This is a genomic window from Pseudomonas putida, assembly GCA_041071465.1.
Taxonomy (GTDB): Bacteria; Pseudomonadota; Gammaproteobacteria; order Pseudomonadales; family Pseudomonadaceae; genus Aquipseudomonas; species Aquipseudomonas putida_P.
Map to the genome: position 1 here is coordinate 3889921 of CP163498.1, position 21554 is coordinate 3911474.

Annotated in this window: 16 protein-coding genes and 3 pseudogenes; 2 read left to right on the forward strand and 17 right to left on the reverse strand. The window is 56.0% G+C overall.

Annotated features, from left to right (window positions below; genetic code table 11):
- Positions 1–12: 12 nt before the first annotated feature.
- The 8 genes and pseudogenes from AB5975_18000 to AB5975_18035 all read right to left on the reverse strand — a co-directional run bounded on the left by AB5975_18000 (position 13) and on the right by AB5975_18035 (position 7380).
- Positions 13–1548: an IS66 family transposase gene (locus AB5975_18000; protein XDR18523.1), complete on the reverse strand. Its 1536-nt coding sequence runs from the start codon at positions 1546–1548 to the stop codon at positions 13–15.
- Between the two features lie 61 nt (positions 1549–1609).
- Positions 1610–1945: an IS66 family insertion sequence element accessory protein TnpB gene (gene tnpB, locus AB5975_18005; GenBank protein XDR18524.1), complete on the reverse strand. Its 336-nt coding sequence runs from the start codon at positions 1943–1945 to the stop codon at positions 1610–1612.
- Entirely contained in the window at positions 1942–2274 is a 333-nt protein-coding gene (locus tag AB5975_18010) for a transposase (GenBank protein ID XDR18525.1), read from the reverse strand. The genes tnpB and AB5975_18010 overlap by 4 nt, the downstream gene beginning before the upstream one ends.
- Before the next feature lie 403 nt (positions 2275–2677).
- Complete coding sequence (gene mhpE / locus AB5975_18015) at positions 2678–3688, reverse strand: 4-hydroxy-2-oxovalerate aldolase (protein XDR18526.1); 1011 nt, start codon at positions 3686–3688, stop codon at positions 2678–2680.
- An 11-nt stretch (positions 3689–3699) separates the two neighbouring features.
- Entirely contained in the window at positions 3700–4638 is a 939-nt protein-coding gene (locus tag AB5975_18020; GenBank protein XDR18527.1) for an acetaldehyde dehydrogenase (acetylating), read from the reverse strand.
- 13 nt (positions 4639–4651) lie between these two features.
- Positions 4652–5446: a 2-keto-4-pentenoate hydratase gene (mhpD, locus tag AB5975_18025; protein XDR18528.1), complete on the reverse strand. Its 795-nt coding sequence runs from the start codon at positions 5444–5446 to the stop codon at positions 4652–4654.
- A gap of 11 nt (positions 5447–5457) precedes the next feature.
- Positions 5458–6315 (reverse strand): alpha/beta fold hydrolase, encoded by an 858-nt coding sequence (locus tag AB5975_18030; GenBank protein ID XDR18529.1) that lies wholly within the window; start codon positions 6313–6315, stop codon positions 5458–5460.
- Between the two features lie 22 nt (positions 6316–6337).
- Positions 6338–7380: pseudogene (locus AB5975_18035) on the reverse strand (3-carboxyethylcatechol 2,3-dioxygenase).
- Positions 7381–7606: 226 nt separating this feature from the next.
- Between AB5975_18035 and AB5975_18040 the strand changes: the two are divergent.
- A complete protein-coding gene (locus AB5975_18040) occupies positions 7607–8272 on the forward strand; it encodes a GntR family transcriptional regulator (GenBank protein ID XDR18530.1) in 666 nt (221 codons plus the stop codon).
- Here the strand turns inward: AB5975_18040 and AB5975_18045 are convergent.
- The 9 genes and pseudogenes from AB5975_18045 to AB5975_18085 form a co-directional block, all read right to left on the reverse strand.
- Positions 8267–9184 (reverse strand): transporter, encoded by a 918-nt coding sequence (locus AB5975_18045; GenBank protein ID XDR18531.1) that lies wholly within the window; start codon positions 9182–9184, stop codon positions 8267–8269. The two genes, AB5975_18040 and AB5975_18045, sit on opposite strands and share 6 nt — an antisense overlap.
- A 22-nt stretch (positions 9185–9206) precedes the next feature.
- Positions 9207–9746, reverse strand: coding sequence for a cupin domain-containing protein (locus AB5975_18050; GenBank protein ID XDR18532.1), 540 nt, complete (start codon positions 9744–9746; stop codon positions 9207–9209).
- A 45-nt stretch (positions 9747–9791) separates the two neighbouring features.
- Positions 9792–10908, reverse strand: a pseudogene (locus AB5975_18055) (alcohol dehydrogenase catalytic domain-containing protein).
- An 876-nt stretch (positions 10909–11784) separates the two neighbouring features.
- Positions 11785–12201, reverse strand: a complete 417-nt coding sequence (locus AB5975_18060) for a TetR family transcriptional regulator (protein ID XDR18533.1) — start codon at positions 12199–12201, stop codon at positions 11785–11787.
- Positions 12198–14042 (reverse strand): integrase, encoded by a 1845-nt coding sequence (locus AB5975_18065; GenBank protein XDR18534.1) that lies wholly within the window; start codon positions 14040–14042, stop codon positions 12198–12200. Before AB5975_18065 ends, AB5975_18060 begins: the two co-directional genes overlap by 4 nt.
- Positions 14039–15718, reverse strand: a complete 1680-nt coding sequence (locus tag AB5975_18070) for a hypothetical protein (GenBank protein XDR18535.1) — start codon at positions 15716–15718, stop codon at positions 14039–14041. The genes AB5975_18065 and AB5975_18070 overlap by 4 nt, the downstream gene beginning before the upstream one ends.
- A complete protein-coding gene (locus AB5975_18075; GenBank protein ID XDR18536.1) occupies positions 15718–16863 on the reverse strand; it encodes a tyrosine-type recombinase/integrase in 1146 nt (381 codons plus the stop codon). Before AB5975_18075 ends, AB5975_18070 begins: the two co-directional genes overlap by 1 nt.
- 279 nt (positions 16864–17142) lie before the next feature.
- Entirely contained in the window at positions 17143–18183 is a 1041-nt protein-coding gene (locus tag AB5975_18080) for an AraC family transcriptional regulator (protein ID XDR18537.1), read from the reverse strand.
- A 4-nt stretch (positions 18184–18187) separates the two neighbouring features.
- The gene (locus tag AB5975_18085) at positions 18188–19306 is read right to left on the reverse strand and encodes a nitrilase-related carbon-nitrogen hydrolase (GenBank protein ID XDR18538.1); all 1119 of its coding nucleotides are present in this window, start codon (positions 19304–19306) and stop codon (positions 18188–18190) included.
- 192 nt (positions 19307–19498) lie between these two features.
- Between AB5975_18085 and AB5975_18090 the strand changes: the two are divergent.
- A pseudogene (locus tag AB5975_18090) lies at positions 19499–21534 on the forward strand (FAD-dependent oxidoreductase).
- Positions 21535–21554: the final 20 nt, after the last annotated feature.

Below are 21554 nucleotides of genomic sequence, written 5' to 3' on the forward strand. Positions count from 1 at the left end.
ACTTAGCCTGCCTCAGGCAAGCATCCAATGCTGCGGGAGTAATTGCGTGATTTCGCTCGCCCGCTGTGTCGGAAGCCGCATCAGTACATCCTTGAGATAGGCATACGGATCGTGCCCATTCATACGCGCCGACTGGATCAGGCTCATGATTGCCGCCGCCCTTTTTCCACTGCGCAGCGACCCGGCAAATAACCAGTTCGAGCGCCCAAGCGCCCACGGCCGGATCAAATTCTCGATCTGGTTATTGTCGATGGGCACAGCACCATCTTCCAGGTAGCGCGTCAGCGCTACCCAGCGTTTAAGGCTGTAATCCAGGGCCTTGGCCGTGGCCGAACCCTCGGGCACAAGTTCGCGTTGGGCCAACATCCACTCATGCAGTTTTTCAGCGATGGGCACCGCTGTTTCCTGACGTAATCGCCAGCGGGCTTCGTCGCTCATTTCCTTGGCGTGTCGCTCGACTTCATACAACCCGCCAATCGAGTGAAGCGCCTGCTCCGCCAACTGGCTTTTATTGGCTGCATGCAGGTCGAAGAATTTGCGGCGTGCATGGGCCATGCAGCCGATTTCGGTGATGCCCAGCTCGAAGCTGGCCTTGTAGCCGGCGAAGTCATCGCAGACCAGCTTACCGTTCCACGTGCCCAGGAAGTTACGCGCATGTTCGCCGGCACGGCTGGGGCTGAAGTCGTAGACCACGGCCTTTAGGGCCGAGAAAGGCGTGGTGCTATAGGCCCACACGTAAGCGCGGTGGGTTTTCTTTTCGCCTGGTGCGAGCATCTGAACCGGGGTCTCATCGGCGTGGATCACGCCCTGGGCCAACACATGCTCACGCAGCGCATCGACCAGAGGCTGGAGCTGCACACCGGTCTGTCCGATCCATTGCGCCAGTGTCGAACGGGCGATGGGCAGTCCGGCCCGACCAAAAATCTTCTCCTGCCGGTACAGCGGTAAATGGTCGGCGAACTTCGCCACCATCACGTGGGCCAAAAGGCCTGCGGTCGGGATGCCCTTGTCGATCACTTGGGCCGGTACAGGCGCCTGGATCAGTGTTTCACACTGACGGCACGTCCATTTTCCACGCACATGCCGCTCAACTGTGAACACGCCCGGAGTGTAATCGAGCTTCTCGCTGACGTCTTCGCCGATTCGCTGAAGCTGGCAGCCGCACACGCACTGAGTATTCTCTGGTTCGTGACGGATCACGGTTCGCGGAAACTGCGGCGGCAGTGGTGCACGCTTGGGCTTATGACGTGGCTCGGCCGGTGCGGCCGGCGGATTGGCTGCCTTCAGCTCGGCTTCGATAGCTGCGATATCGGTATCGAGCAGATCATCAAGCAGACTGCCTTGGTCGGGGCTCAGTTGCTCGCTGCGCTTGGCGAACTTGTGTCGCTTGAGGATGGCGATTTCATGAGCCAGTTGCTCGTTGACCGTTTCGAGGCGTTGGATTTTCTGGCTCATGGAGTCGACCTGGGACAGCAACTGCATAGCCTGTTCGGCCAAGCCGCGCAGCTGTTCCGGTGTCATCTGGTCGAGATTGGGCGAGGAAGTCATGCCGCTGATTGTGTCAGAGCAGGTCGTCAACAGCGATAAACCGATGGGCTAATGGCAGGGGCTAAAGCACTGTGATCGCGCTGCCTGCGCCGACCCGCTGCCACGGCAAACCCAGTACCAAGGCTTGAAGTTGCTCGTTATCGAGTTCGACTTCCGATCCGTGACGGATGCCGGGCCAATGAAACTTGCCTTGGTTCAATCGTCGCGCTGCCAGCCAAATGCCCACACCGTCATGCACCAAGACTTTCATTCGGTTGGCACGGCGATTAGCGAAGAGGTATGCGCAGTGCGGCTTCGCCACACCGAACACCGCGATCACCCTGGCCAGCGCGGTCTCGGTACCGGCGCGCATGTCCATAGGCTCGGTGGCAAGCCAGATGGCATCGATCCGAATCATTCCAACAGGTCTCGCAGAAAGGTGGCACAGGCGACAGCGCTTTCGGTCGGCCAGTTCACTTTGACGGTGCCACGCGGGTGCTGGATTTCAATGCAGATACTTGATGAAGCTGCCTGCGAATGTCCTCCGGCTAGCGGCAAGGGCACTGGAATGAAAGCAGGTTGCAGCGCCATAGTTTTGTTCGTGAGTACCCTAATCCATTTATGTACGAGGTTCGCGTTAAGGCTGTGCTTCTGCGCGACGCTGGCAATCGATGCGCCGGGCTGGGCGCACTCTTGGACAACTTGGGCCTTGAAGGATTTTGAATAGGAACGGCGTTGTGACTGCATGGAAAGACCCGCTTAAAAGGCTAGAAATGGTGTCCACTTAAATTAGGTGGACACCATCGCCTTTGGCGTCGGGGTCAGGAAGGTGAGTTGGCCGGACGGTTACGAAAAGTTTGGTCTTGTCAGTTTTGTCAGTCATAGCGACCCCCTCCGAAGCCCTTGAAAGGTCTTCAGAAAACACGTGATTGTGGTTTTAGTAACGCCAGTAATGTGGAGCTACATCAGCTCAGTAATCACTCAGAAAAGAGTGAGTAGGTGGGCTGATCACTGCGTGTTCGGAGGTGCTGCCAGTAGGGATTTTGCGAGGCATTCATGTCGGGTGGTCTCTCTTATTGTTGTCTCATAGACCCCCTCCCTGACGGGAGGGGATTGCTGCAGACAGCTTGCGTGGAGCTGTCTGCGAACCTCAGCGCTTCAGCAAATCCAGTGCGACATCGATGATCATGTCTTCCTGGCCACCGACCATGCGGCGTTTGCCCAGCTCGACCAGGATGTCTACTGCTTTGATGTCATAGCGCGCAGCTGCAACTTCTGCATGGCGAAGGAAGCTCGAATACACACCGGCGTAGCCGAGCGCGAGAGTCTCCCGATCAACACGTACCGGGCGATCCTGGAGTGGGCGAACCAGGTCATCTGCTGCGTCCATCAGGGCGTACAGGTCAGTGCCGTGATTCCAGCCCAGCTTGTCTGCTGCCGCAATGAACACTTCCAGTGGGGCATTACCAGCACCGGCGCCCATGCCTGACAGGCTCGCGTCGATGCGGTCACAGCCTTCCTCCACGGCGACGATCGAGTTGGCTACGCCGAGGCTCAGGTTGTGGTGTGCGTGGATACCGGTATGAGTGGCCGGATCAAGCACCCCTTTCACTGCGCGGAAGCGCTCACGAATGTCATCCATATTCATCGCGCCGCCGGAGTCGACGACGTAAATGCAGGTGGCACCGTAGCTTTCCATCAGTTTTGCCTGCTGCGCGAGGCCTTCGGGGGTCTGCATGTGGCTCATCATCAGGAAGCCAACCGTGTCCATGCCGAGCTTACGGGCGTATTCGATGTGCTGCTTGGAGACGTCTGCCTCGGTGCAATGGGTGGCGACACGGACGACGCGAGCGCCTGCGGTATAGGCCGCTTTGAGGTCGTGTAGAGTACCAATCCCTGGGAGCAGCAGTGTTGCAATCTTGGCGTGCTTCACCGCGTCGGCGGCAGCTTCGATCCACTCGATATCGGTGTGTGCGCCGAAGCCGTAGTTGAAGCTGGAGCCTTGAAGGCCGTCACCATGGGCTACTTCGATCGAATCGACCTTGGCGACATCCAGTGCTCGAGCGATTGCCTGGACCTGATCCAGTGAGTACTGGTGACGAATAGCGTGCATACCATCACGCAGGGTCACGTCCGAAATGTAGAGCTTTTTACCGTTCATATCTGCGCTCCTCAGGCTTGGCTCATCGACTGTGCCATGCGCTCGGCGGTAGCCAACGCAGCAGAAGTCATGATGTCGAGATTGCCTGCGTACGATGGCAAGTAATGGGCAGCACCCTCGACCTCAAGGAAAACAGAGGTCTTCAGGCCACTGAATTTGCCTTGGCCGGGAATGTTCAGTGGGGCAGATTCAGGGATGACTTCAAACTGCACTTTCTGCTTGAGGCGGTAGCCGGGGACATACGCATTCACTGCGGCAACCATTTCTTCAATGGAGGCCTCAACCTGATCCTGGTCCGCTGCTTCAGACAACACGTAGACGGTGTCGCGCATCATCAGAGGAGGCTCAGCCGGATTCATGATGATGATGGCTTTACCTTTGGCTGCGCCGCCAATGACTTCGATGGCTTTCGAGGTGGTTTCAGTGAATTCGTCGATGTTCGCTCGGGTGCCTGGGCCCGCCGATTTGGAGGCAATTGATGCGACGATCTCTGCGTAATGCACTTTGGCAACACGCGATACTGCAGCGACCATTGGAATAGTTGCCTGGCCGCCGCACGTGACCATGTTCAGGTTCTGCGCGTTGACGTGTTCTTCGAGGTTAACCACTGGTACGCAGTAAGGGCCGATAGCTGCCGGAGTAAGGTCGATCACCCGGATGCCTGGCTTGCACTCACGCAGCATGGCGTCGTTTTTGACGTGAGCACCGGCACTGGTAGCATCGAAGATGAAATCGATGTCAGCAAACTCTGGCATTTTGACCAGGCCAGCGACACCTTCGTGAGTGGTAGCCACGCCCATTCGGCCTGCGCGGGCCAGACCATCAGAAGCAGCGTCGATACCAACCATCACGGCCATTTCCAGGTGCTTGGCATTGCGCAGGATCTTGATCATCAAATCGGTGCCGATGTTTCCGGAGCCGACAATGGCGACTTTGCGTTTTGTAGTCATTTCTAGATCTCCATCACTCGACACTGAACGACACGCCGACGCGGCCAAGGCCTTCGATTTCGGCTTCAAAATGATCACCTGCGCTTACGCCGACCATCGGTCCCAGGGCACCTGTGAGGATGATGTCGCCTGCTTTGAGAGGTTCACCAAACTCAGCCATTGTGCGAGCGAGCCAAACAGCTGCATTCAGCGGATTACCCAGGCATTCGGCACCACTGCCAGAGCTGACGACCTCACCGTTTTTAGAGAGCCGCATCGTTGCGCCGCGCAGGTCTAGGCCATCAATGCGCTGTGCAGGGCCGCCAAGGACAAAACACCCGCTTGATGCGTTATCAGCCACGGTGTCGGCGAATTTGATGTTCCAGCCCTCAATGCGGCTGCCGACAATTTCAAGCGCCGGGAGAACCCAGCCAGTTGCGGCGATGACGTCTGCGAAAGTTGTGGAAGCGCTAGGCAGGTCGCGTTCCAGAACCAGTGCAATTTCTGCCTCGATTTTGGGCTGCAGAACACGTTCGAACGGAACCACTTCGTTGTCGCCGTACGCCATGTCTGCAAACAGGCAGCCGAAGTCCGGCTGGTCTACGCCCAGCTGGGCCTGGACCTTGGGGTTGGTCAATCCAATCTTGCGGCCAACCAGACGCTGTCCATTTGCGATGGCATGGGCTTGGTTCAAGCGTTGAATCGCATAGGCACTTTCCACGTTTGTGGCGCCGATCACGTCACGCAGTGGTCCAACAGGCTCGCCCTTTCCTTCAGCTCTGCGCAGATCAGCCGCCAAGCGCTCAAGGGTCTCTTGTGTAATGTTCATCGTGACCTCGATCAGTGGGTGAGGAAGTCGAGAACCATGCGGTTGAACGTGTCCGCGTGTTCCCATTGGGCCCAGTGGCCGCATTTGTTGAAGACATGCAGTTGAGAGTTGGGGATGCCGGCAACCAGGCGTAGGCCGGTGTCCATCGGGACAAAGCGGTCATTGCGACCCCAAACTACGAGGGTCTCGGCCTGAATCTCGCCGAGGCGATGGCTGAAGTCAGGGAACTGCTTGAGGTTCGCAGCGAGGCTCGCGGTGAAATTTTCGAGGTGGTCTTTTCGAGCCAGCATGTTGTCCAGGCGCGCTTGGAACAGTTCCTCGGTGAGGTCGCTGGTGTCGTAGACGAAGATGTTCATCATCTTCTTGAGGTTTTCGATCGTTGGCTCGCGGTACAGGCCGTTGAGTAATTTGATGCCTTCAGTCGGCATTGATACGAATGGGCTGACCCCGCCGGTGCCTCCGCCCATAAGCACGAGTTTGCCTACGCGCTCAGGCCAAGTCAGCGTGAAGGCTACGGCTGTATGGCCACCCATGGAGTTGCCGAGCAAGTGCACCTTGTCCAGGTCCAGCTTATCGACCAAACCTTTCAGAACACGGGCATTAAGATCGGAGCGAGAGCCTGTGCTGACGATCGAATCACTTTTACTCCAGCCAGGGCAGTCCATGAGGATGACCCGGAAGCCAGCCTCTACCAGTGGCTCGATGTTGCGATTGAAGTTGGCCCAGCCGCTAGCACCAGGGCCAGAACCGTGCAGCATGACAACCGTTTCTTTGCCTTCACCGCAGTCGTTGTAATGAATATTCAGATCCAGCTCGCCGTCTTGGACGCGAACGAATTTGCTGGTGTCTTTTTCAGTAATTGCAGTCACGATTGATTCTCCGTGAAGGTTGTTAGCGCTGAGAGTGCGCACTGATAGAGCCGAAGCCTGCGATCCACTCCGGGATCTCTCGGTAGTAGCGATCAGTTGCGGTGTATGCGCCGTGGGCAGCGAGCGCTGAGAACGCAGCGACCCAGGCCTTGACCTCATGCGTGGATTTGCCGGCCAATTCGGAAAGATGTGCGTTGGGGAGCTGATCCAGATCGCTCAACAGGTCCTGCTCAACAACGTCGAGGAAGTATTGATCCCACTCGGGATTCAGCGGGTGGAGGGTGTTCTGATCTTCGACAAATCGCTCAGCTGCGATGACCACGCGTTGGGTGCGAGCGGTGCGCTCGTCTTCTGGCAGGTTGCGGCCACTGCCCATGAGCCGATCAGCCATCCGGGCATCGACTTTGGCTAACTCCGGAACTGGAGGTTGGTGTGAAAGGCCCCCCGATCCCAGGAACAGCACCCGCTTGTTCAGGGTGCGCGTAAATCGACCGACCGCATCACCCATCAACCTGACTCGCTCGAAGGTAGGCAGAGGCGGGGCCACACAGTTCACGAAGATCGGCAAGACCGGATACTTGTCCAGGCCGCCGAGAAGGAATTCGAGCGGTTGAGCGAAGCCGTGGTCGACCTGCATGCGATACGAAACAGGCATGTCGATGCCATTGCTCAGCAGAGACTCAGCACAAGCTTCAGCGATGGATTTGGGGACAGACAGGGTGCCGGCGAGCGAGCCGAAATCGCCGATGGCTTCTGCCGCCATGCCCAGGCAGAAGGGGGCATGACATCGTAGAAGAAGCCGTTGTAATGGTCTGGAGCGAAAAGCACCACGAGCTCAGGATCGAAAGCGGCGATGCGTGCACGGGCGGCGCGGATCACCTCATCTACTTCATCGAGCACGTTCTTGGGCGGATCGAAATGCCCAATGAGGGGCGTGTGCGATAGGCAATGCAGGTAAGCGTTCATCGATACGAAACCTTTACGTCGTGCCCCAGTGCAGGCCGCCTCGCACTGGGACGGCATGAGCGCTTTCCTCAATGCCTTACGGCAGAGGGGCAGCGCCATGCAGGTAGATTTGTTTTTGTCTGCCTGATCATCATGCACGCTAGAATGCTAGCATGCAAGCTTAGAGATGCCCGCTCATCGTCGTATGGATTCACGCGTTGGGAATGGGTCGCGACGGATGACGAAGCGATTGGTGCGAAAATCTGGTTTACTATCCGAAATGCTAGTATGCAAGCCAGTTAGCGAAATGTTGAATCGCGCACTCAGTCCTAGGAAGATCACACCGATGCAAGTGGCAAACAAGAAGACCGCTATCTATCAGCACATTTTGGAACGCCTACTGAATCGTAGATATGCGTTCGGTGAAAAAATCCTGGTAAAGGAAATCAGCGAGGAAACGGGTGTCAGTCGTCAGCCAATCATGACCGCACTGAACAGCCTGCAGGAGAGGGGCTTTGTCGTGATCACTGCCCAGGTTGGATGTGAGGTTGTGCACCCTACACGTTTGGAAGTTGATGACTTCTACCAAATGTTTGCGAACAACGAAGCGCTTATCGCAGGGCTTGCTGCTGAGCGTGGCTCCCCTGATGATGTGCTGCGTATGTCCGAGATCAACGACAAAATTAGAAGCATCAATCCAGCTCACAGCGATGCTGCCGACAGTTATCGGAATTTGAACGTAGAATTCCATCGCGTGCTGCACTCAATGGCGAAATCGCCAATACTCTCGTCACGCCAAGTAGCAAATTTCGAGCTATCCGACTTTTTCATCGTGCAAACCTGCGGCTTCCAAGTGCACTTGGGGGCTGCTACTGATGAGCATGATGAGATTCTTGCAGCGCTTAAAACCAGGAACAAAAAGGCTGCAGCCAATGCGGCTGCGAGCCATATTCACAGTGTGGCGAAGGATGTCGTATCTAAAATGCCTGAGGCTGAGAAGCTAGCCTCATAGCGGGAAAGCGAACTCAAGCCATAGAGAGTCGCCTTTGGGACCGTTCTTGACCGCGGTCTCACGCATCCACTTGAGCACGACCCCTGACTTCTGATCAAACGCATAGAAGATTTGGGGGCCAACGGCGAATTTACTCAGCCGGTTCCCATCATCGAGGTCACCATGGTCGTAGCGATCATCGGTGACCTGCTTGGTGTAATATCCCACCAAACCCAGCTGAACCTTGGGATTGGACTGCAGCCTGTAGCCAAGCAGGTAGTCGACGTTGAACACGTTGCCCGAGCGATAGTCGGTGTCGTCGTTCTTCGCATTGATGGTGAAGGTCGGTGCAATCGAGACCTCCCAGTTAGGGTGGGGGAACCAGGTTAGGTCAAATTCCTGAGTATAGCTCGCATAGCCTGGCGGGCTATTCGCTAACTTATTACCGTCATAGTTTCCCAATGGGACAAAGGCACTGAATCCCGTTAGCAAGTGCAAGTTTTCGGAAGGCGAGTAGCCGACATATAGAGGGGTAAGGTACAGCTGCCTGAAGCCGGAGTCTGTATCACTGTTTCCGAATGCCTCAACCTTGATCTTGTTCGCTGACCCGATGATTCCGCTGCTGAGAGTAACGCCGCTATCGAATTTCACGTCCCACGTGTGCACCACACGAATAGCTTGAACAAAATTCTCCAAGCTGAACCCTGGGACAGAGGATTTGCCACTGTTGTCTTTAAAGCTATCCGCCTTGTAGTAGGCGGTATAACTGTACAAAGAGGTTTCACCTGGTGGGGGCAGGATTGCCGGAAGAACGGTCTGTACGCCTAGCGGCCAAACGGTATCTCCACTTTCAGTACCGTAACATAGCGAAGAAACGAGCAAAGAGCATCCGAACGCGCTAGCAACGCCGGCGCGTGTTACATAACTTTTCATTATTATTATCCTATGTAATTTTTTACCGCAGGACGTGGGCGCCAATCAGGACGAATGTAACCAACGCAGGTTCGGTCCCGGGGTTTCGCCAAGCATGTATATTGCCTTGCTGCACCACGATGTCTCCGCTCGCGAGCTCCCTGATCTGGCCGTCGTCCAGTTCGAGAATGAGAGGGCCTTTGACCACAATGCCGTAGTCGACTGTCGGAGATGCGTGCATGCCTGGTCGCTCAAGGTCGAAGCATTCATACAGTCCAAGCAGGTGGCGTTGCTGCTCAGCATGGGCCTCCTCGGGATTGAAATCCGAGGACTGGAAGATTGAGTCAGGCGGGAAGCTCACCGCCAGACACTTGGTTTCTCCAGGCTGAGGCAGCAGTGAAGAGCTGGCTTGAACTGGATCGTCAAATGCTTCAGGAAGGGACGGAGATGCCACCGTTTGCCATATTAAAGAAGTAGCGAATCCTGGAATATTTTTGTACTCATGGGTCTGAGGCGCGAAACCGTCGGCTAGGAATACAGCTTTACCATTCTGCGTGCCTGCAACTACTCGTCTCACTTTCATGTTGGATCTCCGACTGAGCGCCGCCCGATCGAGCGGCGCTGCGTTTCAGGTCAGGCTGGGATTGATTACAACGTTGGTGAAACCGCCTTTGCGGTCTGCTATCGCATCCATCGCCTCGTTCACCTGTTCGATGGCGAATACTTCCTGGTCGAATACCGATAGGTCCAAGGTGCCAGCGGCAGCCATTTCAGCCATGTCCTGACCTTCTGCCACAGTGAACCAGAGGGAGCCGATCACGCTGATCTGGAAGCACATGAGTTTGAACATCGGTACTGGCAGGTCCTCAGACATACCCCCGATATCCACCATGCGGCCGCCGCGGCGAAGGGCACCAATTGCGTCAACGGTAAGTTCGTGAGGAGCGCCAGGGCCAACCGCATCAATGAAGACGTCAGCACCGAGCTCATCAGTGTGCTTACGTACCCAATCACCCAGTGGCTCATCGCCGACGGAAATCGTCAAAATACGATCTGGGGCGAGAGCGCGAACTCGCTCCAAGAGTTGGCGGTTACGAGCCATCGCGAAGATTTTTGTAGCCCCCATGGCCAAGGCAAGCAGGACGGCCCCGAGTCCTAGCGTTCCGGTGGCGCCACTGATCAGCACAGACTGACCAGAACACACACCTGCTTTCCGAAGGGCCGAATAGGCGGTGCCGAGATAGCCAAACCGGCATCCTTGCTCGAAGGATATCGCTTCAGGGAGCTTGACCAAGCCCGATGCCGGCGCGGTCATGTATTGGCACAATCCGCCGTAGGGGTAGTCTTCGAAGATTTCTTGGGAGCCTGGGCCAAACCCGAAGTAGCCCTGGAAGGTGAACGCAGTGCAGTTTATGTGCTGACCGCGCAGACAGGCATGACAGGAGCCGCAGCTACGGCCGGGATTCACGTACACGCGGTCTCCGACTTTGATGCCGTGCACGCCTTCTCCCACTTCTTTGACGATGCCGGCAGCATCCAAACCGTAAACCGCCGGCAGCTTCGGAAGCGGGAGGTAGGGGAACCAAGTGGAGTAGCTCTCGATGACATTGCGAAGGTTAGGTACCAAGTTGCAAGCCTTCACCTCTACCACCACGTCATGTGCACGGGGTCTCAGGGACCTCGATCGAGTCGAGTTGGAAGGTCGGACCAACCTTATGAAGGCGGGCAGCTTTCATCATGCTCATTTCTATTTTCCTTATTTTCATTGGGCCAGAGGCCGTGGGCACTGAACAGAAGGGAACCCCTCCAGCTCGCGATAGCGAAAGGGTTTATCTGTCTGGGAAAACGAGTCGGAGAAGGTTGCCTCGATGGCAGCCATTGGAGGATCTCGTCACATGCCGGCGTGACAAGAGGGGCGATGAGTCTTTGCACGCAATGCTGACCATGATGGGCACCGCTTGTTTGTAGTTATGGATTTATCATGCCTCACTGGAATGCTAGCATGCAAGAGGCATTTCGACAGATGGAAGATCACCTGGGCGGGAACTTTACAACGCCTAGACCTGCTGATCACGTAGTCAGGTGCCTGAGTAATTCCTAGCTAGGCGCTGAGCTGGGGTTGGAGAAGACGCGGCGTAACAGCGATGACCGGCTCTGTCTCAGCACCAATCGGCTAGGGGAGGAGAAAGTGGTGTGAATTTGAGTGCTCTGGTAGGAGTCGAATCGCCGGAAAGCCCCGCCAGTAGGGCCTTGTAAACTAGTTTTTTTCACTGTAAACCACAGTGGTTTACAGTGAAAAAAACAGGTTTACACCGCTGCCCTAAAGGGACCTCGTGGGTGCCTCTTAAAGCAGGATCGTCCTGATGGAATTATGAGCTGGTCGTCGCGCTGACAACCATCGCGAGTGGTTTTGGATCGAGTATCTCGATGTCCTGGCGCAGCGCAAAGCTGTACTCGTTCAGCAAGCTGTGGTTCGAGTAGACGGGGTTCAGCGACGCGGGACACACGATTCTCCGTGTAGGGCTGCTCACCAGATGGGCCTTCTGAGGTCCGGCAGCGGTTGGTAAGGTGGGCGTCTGCCGCCACCTTGAATTGACAGTGCTCAAAAATTTGGGTTGAGCTCATCTCACAATTTCGATGACCTTCATGTCCTTTAGCTTAGCTTTGAGCACAAGGTTCTCTTCCAGCAACACCTCATTGAGTGATGCTAGTCGTGCTATTTTCGCCCGAAGCTCCGCTATTTCTGAGCGATATCCAGCGCCTTTATTACGTTCGGCAGTCAACTCTTGATGTTTTGAATCACGCGTAGCACGGCTTGAGCGCCCTTGAGCATCGCGGATCGCCTCCGCAATTCTGGGGTACTGGTTGTGAATTAACGCTGTTGAGACGCCCGCCTCGCGAGCTACTGCCGCGATACTGAGCTTGGTCTCGCCAGTGTGGGCGCGGCCCTTTTTGATACGACTGAGGGCTAGCTTCAGATCCTTTTCACGATCCGCAGCCGGCTTGTAGTTGTTCACAGCCTTCGTCTTAGGCTTCACGAAATCAGATCCTGTGGCATTCCGAGTTGGGTTAATACTTCTTGGCTGCGGCTGAGGTCGCGCTCTACACGTCGGCGACCAGACTCGCCGATGTCAGTGCAGTTTCTCAAATCTTTGAGATCGTTATAAAGACGCTGGTACATCGGCGCATGAGACGGTCCGATGACCGAATGATCACAACCACTACAGCGAGTGCGCTCAATGGTGTTGCCGATGCAGGCATCACTATCTGCAGTGCACCATGCATGTCCATTGCTGCGGATGCAAGTGCTTTCAGCGATGGATTTGATCATCGCAGCATGGTCTTTAAATATCAGTAGATTATGTGGTTCCCTCTGCCATTTTTTAATAGCCAATCCGTATCCTCCTGCCAGGCTCTCACCCTCTATCCAGCCACTTACAGTGGTGATTTTTATATCTACCAGTTCGTCTTGAATTTCGTCATAAAGGTCAAGATCCAGATGCTGTCCCCAGGTATCATCCATCGCATAACCCAAGGACATATCTAAAGTCCAATGAGCAAAATGTTCCTTGAGATAGCGTAAGTCGCCAAATTTGCTATGCGCGACGTAGTTTGCGAACTTGCGACGAAATTGATGGCTGGTAAGGTTCCAGCTAAGTCCGCAATTTTTGGCGAATGCTTGTAGGTTTTTTTGCCAACCTGCGAGGGTAAGTGTGCGGACTCTCAATTTTCCAGTCCTGTCGATGCTCAGAAATAGCGAGTTTCGGTGCTTCTCTGCCTCAGCGATTTGCGCGTGGTGTGGGTTGATACGATATAGCCGAACAATTTCCTCAGCGATCAATGCGCGGTAAGGCGTGGACCAGCGTTCCATGGCGCGCAGGGCAAGTACGCCTACTTCTGGGATCATCCATTTAATTATCCCTGCATCAGTTTTTTCGGATTTGGAGCGCATCCAATGATATATCGTACCTTCATCGTCCTCGGTGCAGTGATGCGAACCTATCTGCAAATTACATAGCTCATGATTTCGACAGCCTGAAGTGCTTGCAAGCACAATGTAACAGGCGGTGCGTAGACTATTTAGCGATTTTGACAGCCTCATTATTCCGCCGCTCCAACCTTTAGCCTTCAGGTACCGTGTCTTAGCAAGATTGAGACCTCCGTGAGTACGACCCTTCCACTCTACTGCCAAGACATCAAGTTCGTCACGGAGATCAAGTATTATTTTGCTGTTTTCTAATTGCTGATACGCATGCGAGAAGAGTGTGCAAAATACATCATCTGGGATGAGCGGAGTTGCGCCTCCGCGAGATTTTCCTGCGCTGCCTGATAGTATAAATGCGGAGGTGTCGGGCCATGGATGCTGTGGCATTGGTTGGTCAGTAAACTGGCTTAGTTCGTAGATGACTTCAACCGATGTAAAAAATCCCGAATTTGCATTGCGATCTTTGTAAGTGGTGGCATAGTTTTGGGTGATTATAGGTGATATTTCGGATAGCTTGGAGATCTTAAGTTTTTCCAAGTACCGAAAGAATGGGAGTGAGTGCTCAAAGGCGACCCGTGTTGTGCCGCCCTTGGGTCGCGCTGAACCGATACGACCCCGCATTATGTGCCGGTACATCATCGCTTTCATCACTGTGCGGAAAGCTAATGGCACATTGTCAAAGTTTATTTTCCTCCTGCTGTCAGGGACATTACTTGGCTGGTCACGTAGATGCCAGATGTTATCTCCGTACCGGCTAATTGTGGTCCACTGTCCATTTATTTTGGTTGCGGCTATGATTAGACTATCGCGTTCCGATTCAAGTAGTCCAAGTGTATCGATAGGCTGGCCGGGGAAGGATTTAAGTTTGATCACATCCAGGGTAGAGTGGCTCATGAGAAAATCTCCAGGCTTCCAACAAGGTCTACTGACCAGAACGGGTGCGGTTGAGACCTAGCGTGCTCACGTGTAGCATCAATCATCGATGCTTTAAAGATTTTACGACGCAATCCTTCAGCAACGATATAGTCGTCAATCAAGCGAGGGATATGACTGTAATCTCGGGCCCAGCGGCGTTTGTCCATTCGTGAGCGTTCTGCTAGAACCCGAAAGTAGAAGCTGAATAATTTATATAGGTCCTGAGAAGTCACTGCGTAATGTTTGCACCGCAAGCAACTCATGAAGTTCATGCAAGTCGCACCTTCTCGCTTTGGTGCATATTGGCCATTGACTGGGTCAGCGCAGCGGCCGGTAGGGGTTTCCTTATAAGTCGCACCAATGGTAGCGGTCAGTAATTCATTTACTAATATGCCTCCCATGAATTGCCAGTTTCGGCGACTATCTTCTCCAGGCGCCAGATAGTTTTGATCGGTTACGCGTGGGGTGTTGCCGAGGGCAGCTGCCGTGATTAAGAGATCCCCATTTGATAGTTCGAAGATGCGGTTTGCGAAAGTTTTCCGCAGTCGCGAAATGTTGATACGCAGTGGTTTTCCGTTACTATCCTTAAGAGAGTAGTTTTTAACAAGCAGGTCTATCGATTTGTGTAATGCCATGCTTGTTAGTGCTGTGACTTGTCCGGTTGAAGCGTTGGCGCGACTGCGATATAACCACACACGCCCCTTATACTCATCCGGAGCCTCTGAATCTAGTGGCTCTGTCAGGGCCATGACTCGACGGATAAGATTTTCTACGCTATTTTTCACGCTGAACATGGATTCAAGCCGAAGTTTTGTGTTCGCTTTCACCCTAAGAGCCACTCTGCTGTGGGTGTGGCCGCGTCGCTTCCATAAAACTAAGAATGCGGTGTTCTCTTTCGGATGTGGGTGCAAGCAGTTGCGGTCCATTTCCAGCAAGGGGGTAGTATTGCGTCCGGTATGGAGTGCTATTGCTAGTAGTGCGAATGATAAAAGGTTCGCTGTAATGCTAGTATCCACCATCCAAATTGGTCCAATGGCTTCTTGTAGCGCTTTTGTGAAATCCTTTCGTTCTCGCTTTGATAGTGCAGTTGCGCTCTTGTATTTTCGGGAGTTGTTCGGGAATGGATTTTTCGGAAAAGTAGCATTGTCGCCGGTGCTGATGAGGGGGAATACCCTACGCAGTCCAAGCGCTCTGAGTACTGCCTTCGCTTTGGCGTAATATTCTTTTTGGGATGTGGTTGTAATAGCTAATTTTTTTAGATAGTGCAGGTAACCATCGATAAGATTTCTATCTATATCTGAGGGTGTAAGCTTTCGTCTAATGGCTTTTGCCCTGAGGGAGCAGTATTCTAGGAAGCTGCGTAGTCCAGTGTGGCAGTATGCACTGATGGTTGAGGTCGATATGATGTTGTCTTGACCCGCCAGAAAGCGCTCAATTTGGCGTTGACACGCATAAGTGATGGTATCTATTTTGACGCCATACCATGGTGTGAAATCAAAGCTTCGACTGCCGATTGCGTTACGCTTGAAATTGACTATGGTATTTTTCGGTGGGATAGATTCCGATGGTATTATTGTTTTTCTTTCTGTGGCGAGAGCGCGCTCATCTTCTGGAGTGCTCAGCTCAGTCCTAATGAATGTTTTTCGCCTACCCATTAGTCGTCTTCCGTCATTTCGCTTAACTCATCATCATATGCCAATATCGCCTCATCTACCATTTCATTGACAAGGTGCAGGTAAACCATTGTGGTATGAACTGAGCTGTGGCCAAGTTGACGTTGAAGGAATACTAGCGGATCAATTCCATTTTGAGGGTTGCGCCGAAGATTAACGAGGGTGTGAGTTGCGTAAGTATGTCGTAGCATATGTGTATTGACTTTGATTCCGGCCTTCTTTCCAATGTCGGCAATGATCCGATTTAAGCTTTTTCCGTCGCTTCCAAAAGGTTCCCCCAACTGGTTGAGAAGTAATGTCTTTTGGTTGTTTTTCAGTGATGCTCGCTCTCCGCGAATTTTGGAGGCATAGTGGTGAAGCTCTTTCATGAATTTCCGACTGAAATGTATATGCCTCGCCTTGTTACCCTTGGTTTCCATACCGCTGCCGTCGTAAGGATCGAGTCGAATACGAAGATTTCGCTCGGTTCGGTTAGCCTTGTCAGGATCGAAAATATAAGTCAGTGGGAAAGTTGCAAGTTCGTTGCGGCGGAGGCCGGTGTGTAGTGCTAACCTAATCATGACTCGGTGATGCTGATTTTCCGATGCAGAAAGAAGAGACCTGATTTCGGTCATGCCTAAAAATTTCGGAGGATTCTTGTGGTGGCGGGGCATTACATCTTTTGCTAGCGACTTGCCACCCTTGACGGAAATATGCTGAAGGAAGCTCGTAGTGCGCTGTACAAACCGCTCCTCATAACTAAAAGGCAGGCGCTCTATCCAGCCATTTTTAAGCGCGAACTCGTAGAAACTGCAAATATACGTCAGGCGTTGCCGTGTAGTTGTCTTTGCTAATCCGCATGTGTGCAAGCAATAATCTCGATAAGCAGCTACAAGGCTCTTAGCGTCACCACGATCTACTTCTCGCCAATCAAGTTCATGCACCTGCAAAAAACTGAAAAAGTCGAATATTGCTCGTCCGGTATTGGGCCAAGAGTTTCGGGAACCTATGCTCCCGCGAAGCAGGTAGTGACGAAGGAACTGATTAGCCTCGGTGCAACTGGCCATTGAGTCCCAAAGCAGAATGGGAAACCCGGGGTAAGGACGCCCTGCGATCAAGAAATCCTCAGTACTCCATACAAGCTCCATCTGCATCCCTCCGTGCATTAGCCTTGTGATGGGGCGCTGCTCCCCACCTCCTCAAAAAGGTCTAATATGCAAATAGCACAACGATGTAACGGTTGCTACGTACCGGATCATACGCTTGTCATCATCGCTTCATCCCACCTGCTTAGGCTGAAGGCGATACCCACGAAGACAAAATGAGCAAAGAGGACGCAGGGCTATGGATGAATATCAGGAAGAACTACTCGAAACCCAGGCTTATGAACTGGACACCCCGGAACCGGCCGACGATGCCACCGAGCTTTAACCCGCCCGGCGCTGGCTGCGGCGGAACTCCCCCGGCGTGAGGCCCGTCCAGCGCTTGAACGCGCGCTGGAAGGCCTCGGCTGAAGCAAACCCCAACAGATAGGCAATCTCGCCAAAGGCCAGCTCCGTGTCACGGATGTAGGTCTCTGCCAGGTCGCGCCGTGTTTCGTTGAGCAGGTCGCGAAACCGCGTGCCTTCCTCGGCGAGTTTGCGACGCAAGGTCCAGGTTGGCAGCTGCAGGTGCAGCGCCACTTCTTCCAGGTCCGGTTCACGGCCACCATTGAGCAGCGGGCCCAGCAGATGGGTGATGCGCTCGCCCAGGCTGCGTACCCGTGTGCGCTGTAGCAACTCTGCTTCGCACAGTTGCAGCAGGTGCTGCCAGGTGCTCGGGCAGTGCCTGGGGTTGGCTAGTTGCAGTGTTGCGCGGCTTAGCCGCAGTTGATTGGCTTCGGCCGTGAATTGCACTGGCGTGCTGCACAGCGCCTGATAGCGCGCAGCATAGGCGGGGGCGGAAAATTCGATGCTAAGGCGTTCTGCCTGTATCGCCATGCCGGCCAGGTCGGCAAGTTGCGCCAGCCAGCCGGCAAGCAGTGAATCGACCACGAAGCGGTTGTAGGCGTTGTAGGGGCTGATGGAATAGAAGCGCAACCAAGCGCCCTGGGCATCTTCCACGAAGCTGGAACGGCCACGGTAGTTGGCCGCGTACAGGGGCTCGAAGCGCAGCAGCGTGCGCGCCGCCTCGCCCAGGGTGGGGGCCTGGGCGGCGGTTACTCCGGCCAGGCCGGCATGTGCCAGGCGGCTCAAGCGCCCCATGTGCAGGCCGAGTGCGGCTTCGCCGCTCAGCTCGATGGCTGCGTGGCCCAGGTGCATGTAGCGGGGGATCGACAAGCGCGCGCCGGCTTCGGCAAGGCGTGGGGCATCCAGGCCATAGCGCAGCAACAGGGGCTCGGGGTCATGACCCCGCTCGCGCAGGGCTTCGGTCAGCGGCTGGACAAAGCCTACTGAAAGGTCGCCGAGGCGTACGCGGGGGCGGGCCATGGGCCTACAGCCACAGGTTCAGCAGGCGGGCGCCATGGCTAGGAGTACCCGCCAGCAGTTCACCCGACTGGCGGGCAAAGCCCTGGCCGTCGCTGGCCTGTTCCCAGAACTGCCCGCGCATGAACACGCTCATGCTGCTGACGCCGGCCCCGGCTGCCTCGGTCAGGCGCTGCCAGGCGTTCTGCTCGCTGACTTCGCCACGTTGCAGGGCCAGCCCAGCGGTGGCCTCCTGGTGGCGATTGCCACGCCATGGCGCTTCCCAGCTGCCTTTGCCGCTCAGGAACACCGGGTTGGCGATCAGCTGTACTGCTTGCTGTGCCAGTTGTTGGTGGTTTTCCGGGTACCAGCTGTCACTGCCCACCAGTACCCCCAGGCGCCCGGCGGGAGTCTGCACGACTTGCAGCGGGTGCTGGCGGCCGTCGTGGACATAGCGACGCATTTCACTGTCAGGGTATTGCTGGCGTTGGGGCTGGCCCAGTAGCGAGCCGTCGCCGGCAAACACCACGCTGCTGTTGAACAGCGGACCACGGCCGGCATGCAGCACGCCTTGTTTCACGTAGGGTTCGGGCAGCACGATCGAGCCGGCCACCAAGGTGACGCCAAACTCCTTGGCAAGGCCGCCGAACAGTTGCTGGTAGTCTGCGGCCATCTGCTCGGCCTTCATGCGCAGGTGCGCATCGGCACGCCAGTCGTCGCCGTCGGCGCCAAGCATGGCCAGGCCGTAGCGCAGCGGGTTGCTTAGCTCCAGCCATTGTTGAGCCTCGCGGCTCTGAGTGACCTGGTACAGCTCGTTTTTCTCACCGCGCGCCCACAACCAGGTACCGATGTGCTCTGGCAGCACCACCACCGTGCGTGGGCCCACCAGCCCTTGGGCTCGGGCTTGCTCCAGGTAAGCGGCGAGCTTGCGGTGCAGGCGTTGCAGGTTCTGGTAGTCGCCTGGGTAAAGCAGCGGCTCCACACCGAGCAGGTTGCCATGCTCGCCCGGCACGCCATGGTTGAGTGCCAACTCGATGCGCAGGTCGGACAGGTAGTGGCCTTCCGGGCGCTGTTGAGTCCAGAAACCGTAGCCGCAAAGCGCGGCGATCATCACCAGCGCCAGGGCGCTTGCCAGGAGTTTTCGCATGAAGCAGTACGGCACCTTGGACAGTGAGGGTCCCCTAGGTTAGTCGCGCTGTATGCCAGGATCAATAACTTGTCAGTTTCGATCATTGAGCCAATTCAAACGGCTGTTTAATGTCGCTGACAGACAAACGACGGGCCCCGCCGACCAGTGAGGTGCCCGCATACCGTGATCACGCCACCAGGGGACCTTTCCATGGCCGCCGACCGCTACCCGCACCTGCTTGCTCCGCTGGACCTAGGCTTTACCACCTTGCGCAACCGTACCCTGATGGGTCGATGCACACCGGCCTCGAAGAACGCCCCGGTGGTTTCGAGCGCATGGCCGCGTACTTTGCCGAGCGCGCCCGGGGTGGCGTTGGCTTGATGGTCACTGGCGGCATCGCGCCCAATGATGAAGGCGGGGTGTATTCCGGCGCGGCCAAGCTCAGCACCGAGGAAGAGGCTGACAAGCACCGCATCGTCACCGAGGCGGTGCACGCCGCCGGTGGCAAGGTCTGCCTGCAGATCCTGCATGCCGGGCGCTATGCCTACAGCCCACGGCAAGTGGCGCCTAGCGCGATCCAGGCGCCGATCAACCCGTTCAAGCCCAAGGAGCTGGACGAGGCGGGCATCGAGAAACAGATTGCCGACTTCGTCAATTGTGCGGCGTTGGCCCAGCGCGCCGGTTACGACGGTGTCGAGATCATGGGGTCGGAAGGCTACTTCATCAACCAGTTCCTCGCCGCCCACACCAACCACCGCACCGATCGCTGGGGCGGCAGCTATGAAAACCGCATGCGCCTGGCCGTGGAAATCGTCAGCCGGGTGCGTGGTGCGGTAGGGCCGAACTTCATCATCATCTTCCGCCTGTCGATGCTCGATCTGGTCGAGGGTGGCAGCACCTGGGACGAAATCGAGCTGCTGGCCAAGGCTATCGAGCAGGCCGGTGCGACCCTGATCAACACCGGCATCGGCTGGCACGAAGCGCGTATCCCGACCATCGCCACCAAGGTGCCGCGTGCGGCGTTCAGCAAAGTCACCGCCAAACTGCGCGGTGTGGTGAACATTCCGCTGATCACCACCAACCGCATCAATACCCCGGAAGTGGCCGAGGCGGTGCTGGCCGAGGGGGATGCCGACATGGTCTCGATGGCTCGACCGTTCCTCGCCGACCCGGATTTCGTCAACAAGGCCGCCGCTGGCCGAGCCGACGAAATCAACACCTGCATTGGCTGCAACCAGGCCTGCCTGGACCACACCTTTGGCGGCAAGCTGACCAGTTGCCTGGTCAACCCGCGTGCCTGCCACGAAACCGAACTCAACTACTTGCCTGTGCGCGCGGTGAAGCGTATCGCCGTGGTCGGCGCCGGGCCGGCAGGCCTGGCGGCGGCCACCGTGGCGGCCGAGCGGGGCCATGCCGTGACCCTGTTTGACGCCGCCAGCGAAATCGGTGGCCAGTTCAACGTGGCCAAGCGGGTGCCGGGCAAAGAAGAATTCTTTGAAACGCTGCGTTACTTCCGCAACAAGGTCAAAAGCACGGGCGTGGAGCTGCGCCTGAATACTCGCGTCGATGTGCAGGCACTGGTGGAGGGTGGCTTTGATGAAATTATCCTGGCCACCGGTATCGCCCCGCGTACCCCAGCCATTCCGGGTGTGGAGCATGCCAAGGTGCTCAGCTACCTGGATGTGTTGCTCGAGCGCAAGCCGGTGGGCAAGGCTGTCGCGGTGATTGGCGCGGGAGGCATTGGCTTTGATGTGTCCGAGTACCTGGTGCACCAGGGCGTGGCCTCCAGCCAGGACCGTGACGCATTCTGGAAAGAGTGGGGCATCGATACCCATCTTGAGGCACGCGGTGGGGTGGCCGGGATCAAGGCCGAGCCGCATGCCCCGGCACGGCAGGTTTACCTGTTGCAGCGCAAGAAGTCCAAGGTGGGTGATGGCCTGGGCAAGACGACCGGCTGGATTCACCGCACCGGGTTGAAGAACAAGCGGGTGCAGATGCTCAACAGCGTCGAGTACCTGGGTATCGACGATGCCGGTTTGCACATTCGCGTGGCGGACGGCGAGCCGCAGGTGTTGCCGGTGGACAACGTGGTGATCTGCGCCGGGCAGGAACCGCTGCGCGAGTTGCAGGACGGGCTGGTGGCGGCGGGGCAGTCGGTGCACCTGATTGGTGGCGCGGATGTGGCGGCCGAGCTGGACGCCAAGCGGGCGATCAACCAGGGGTCGCGATTAGCGGCTGAGCTTTGAATGGGCAGGGGCCGCTTCGC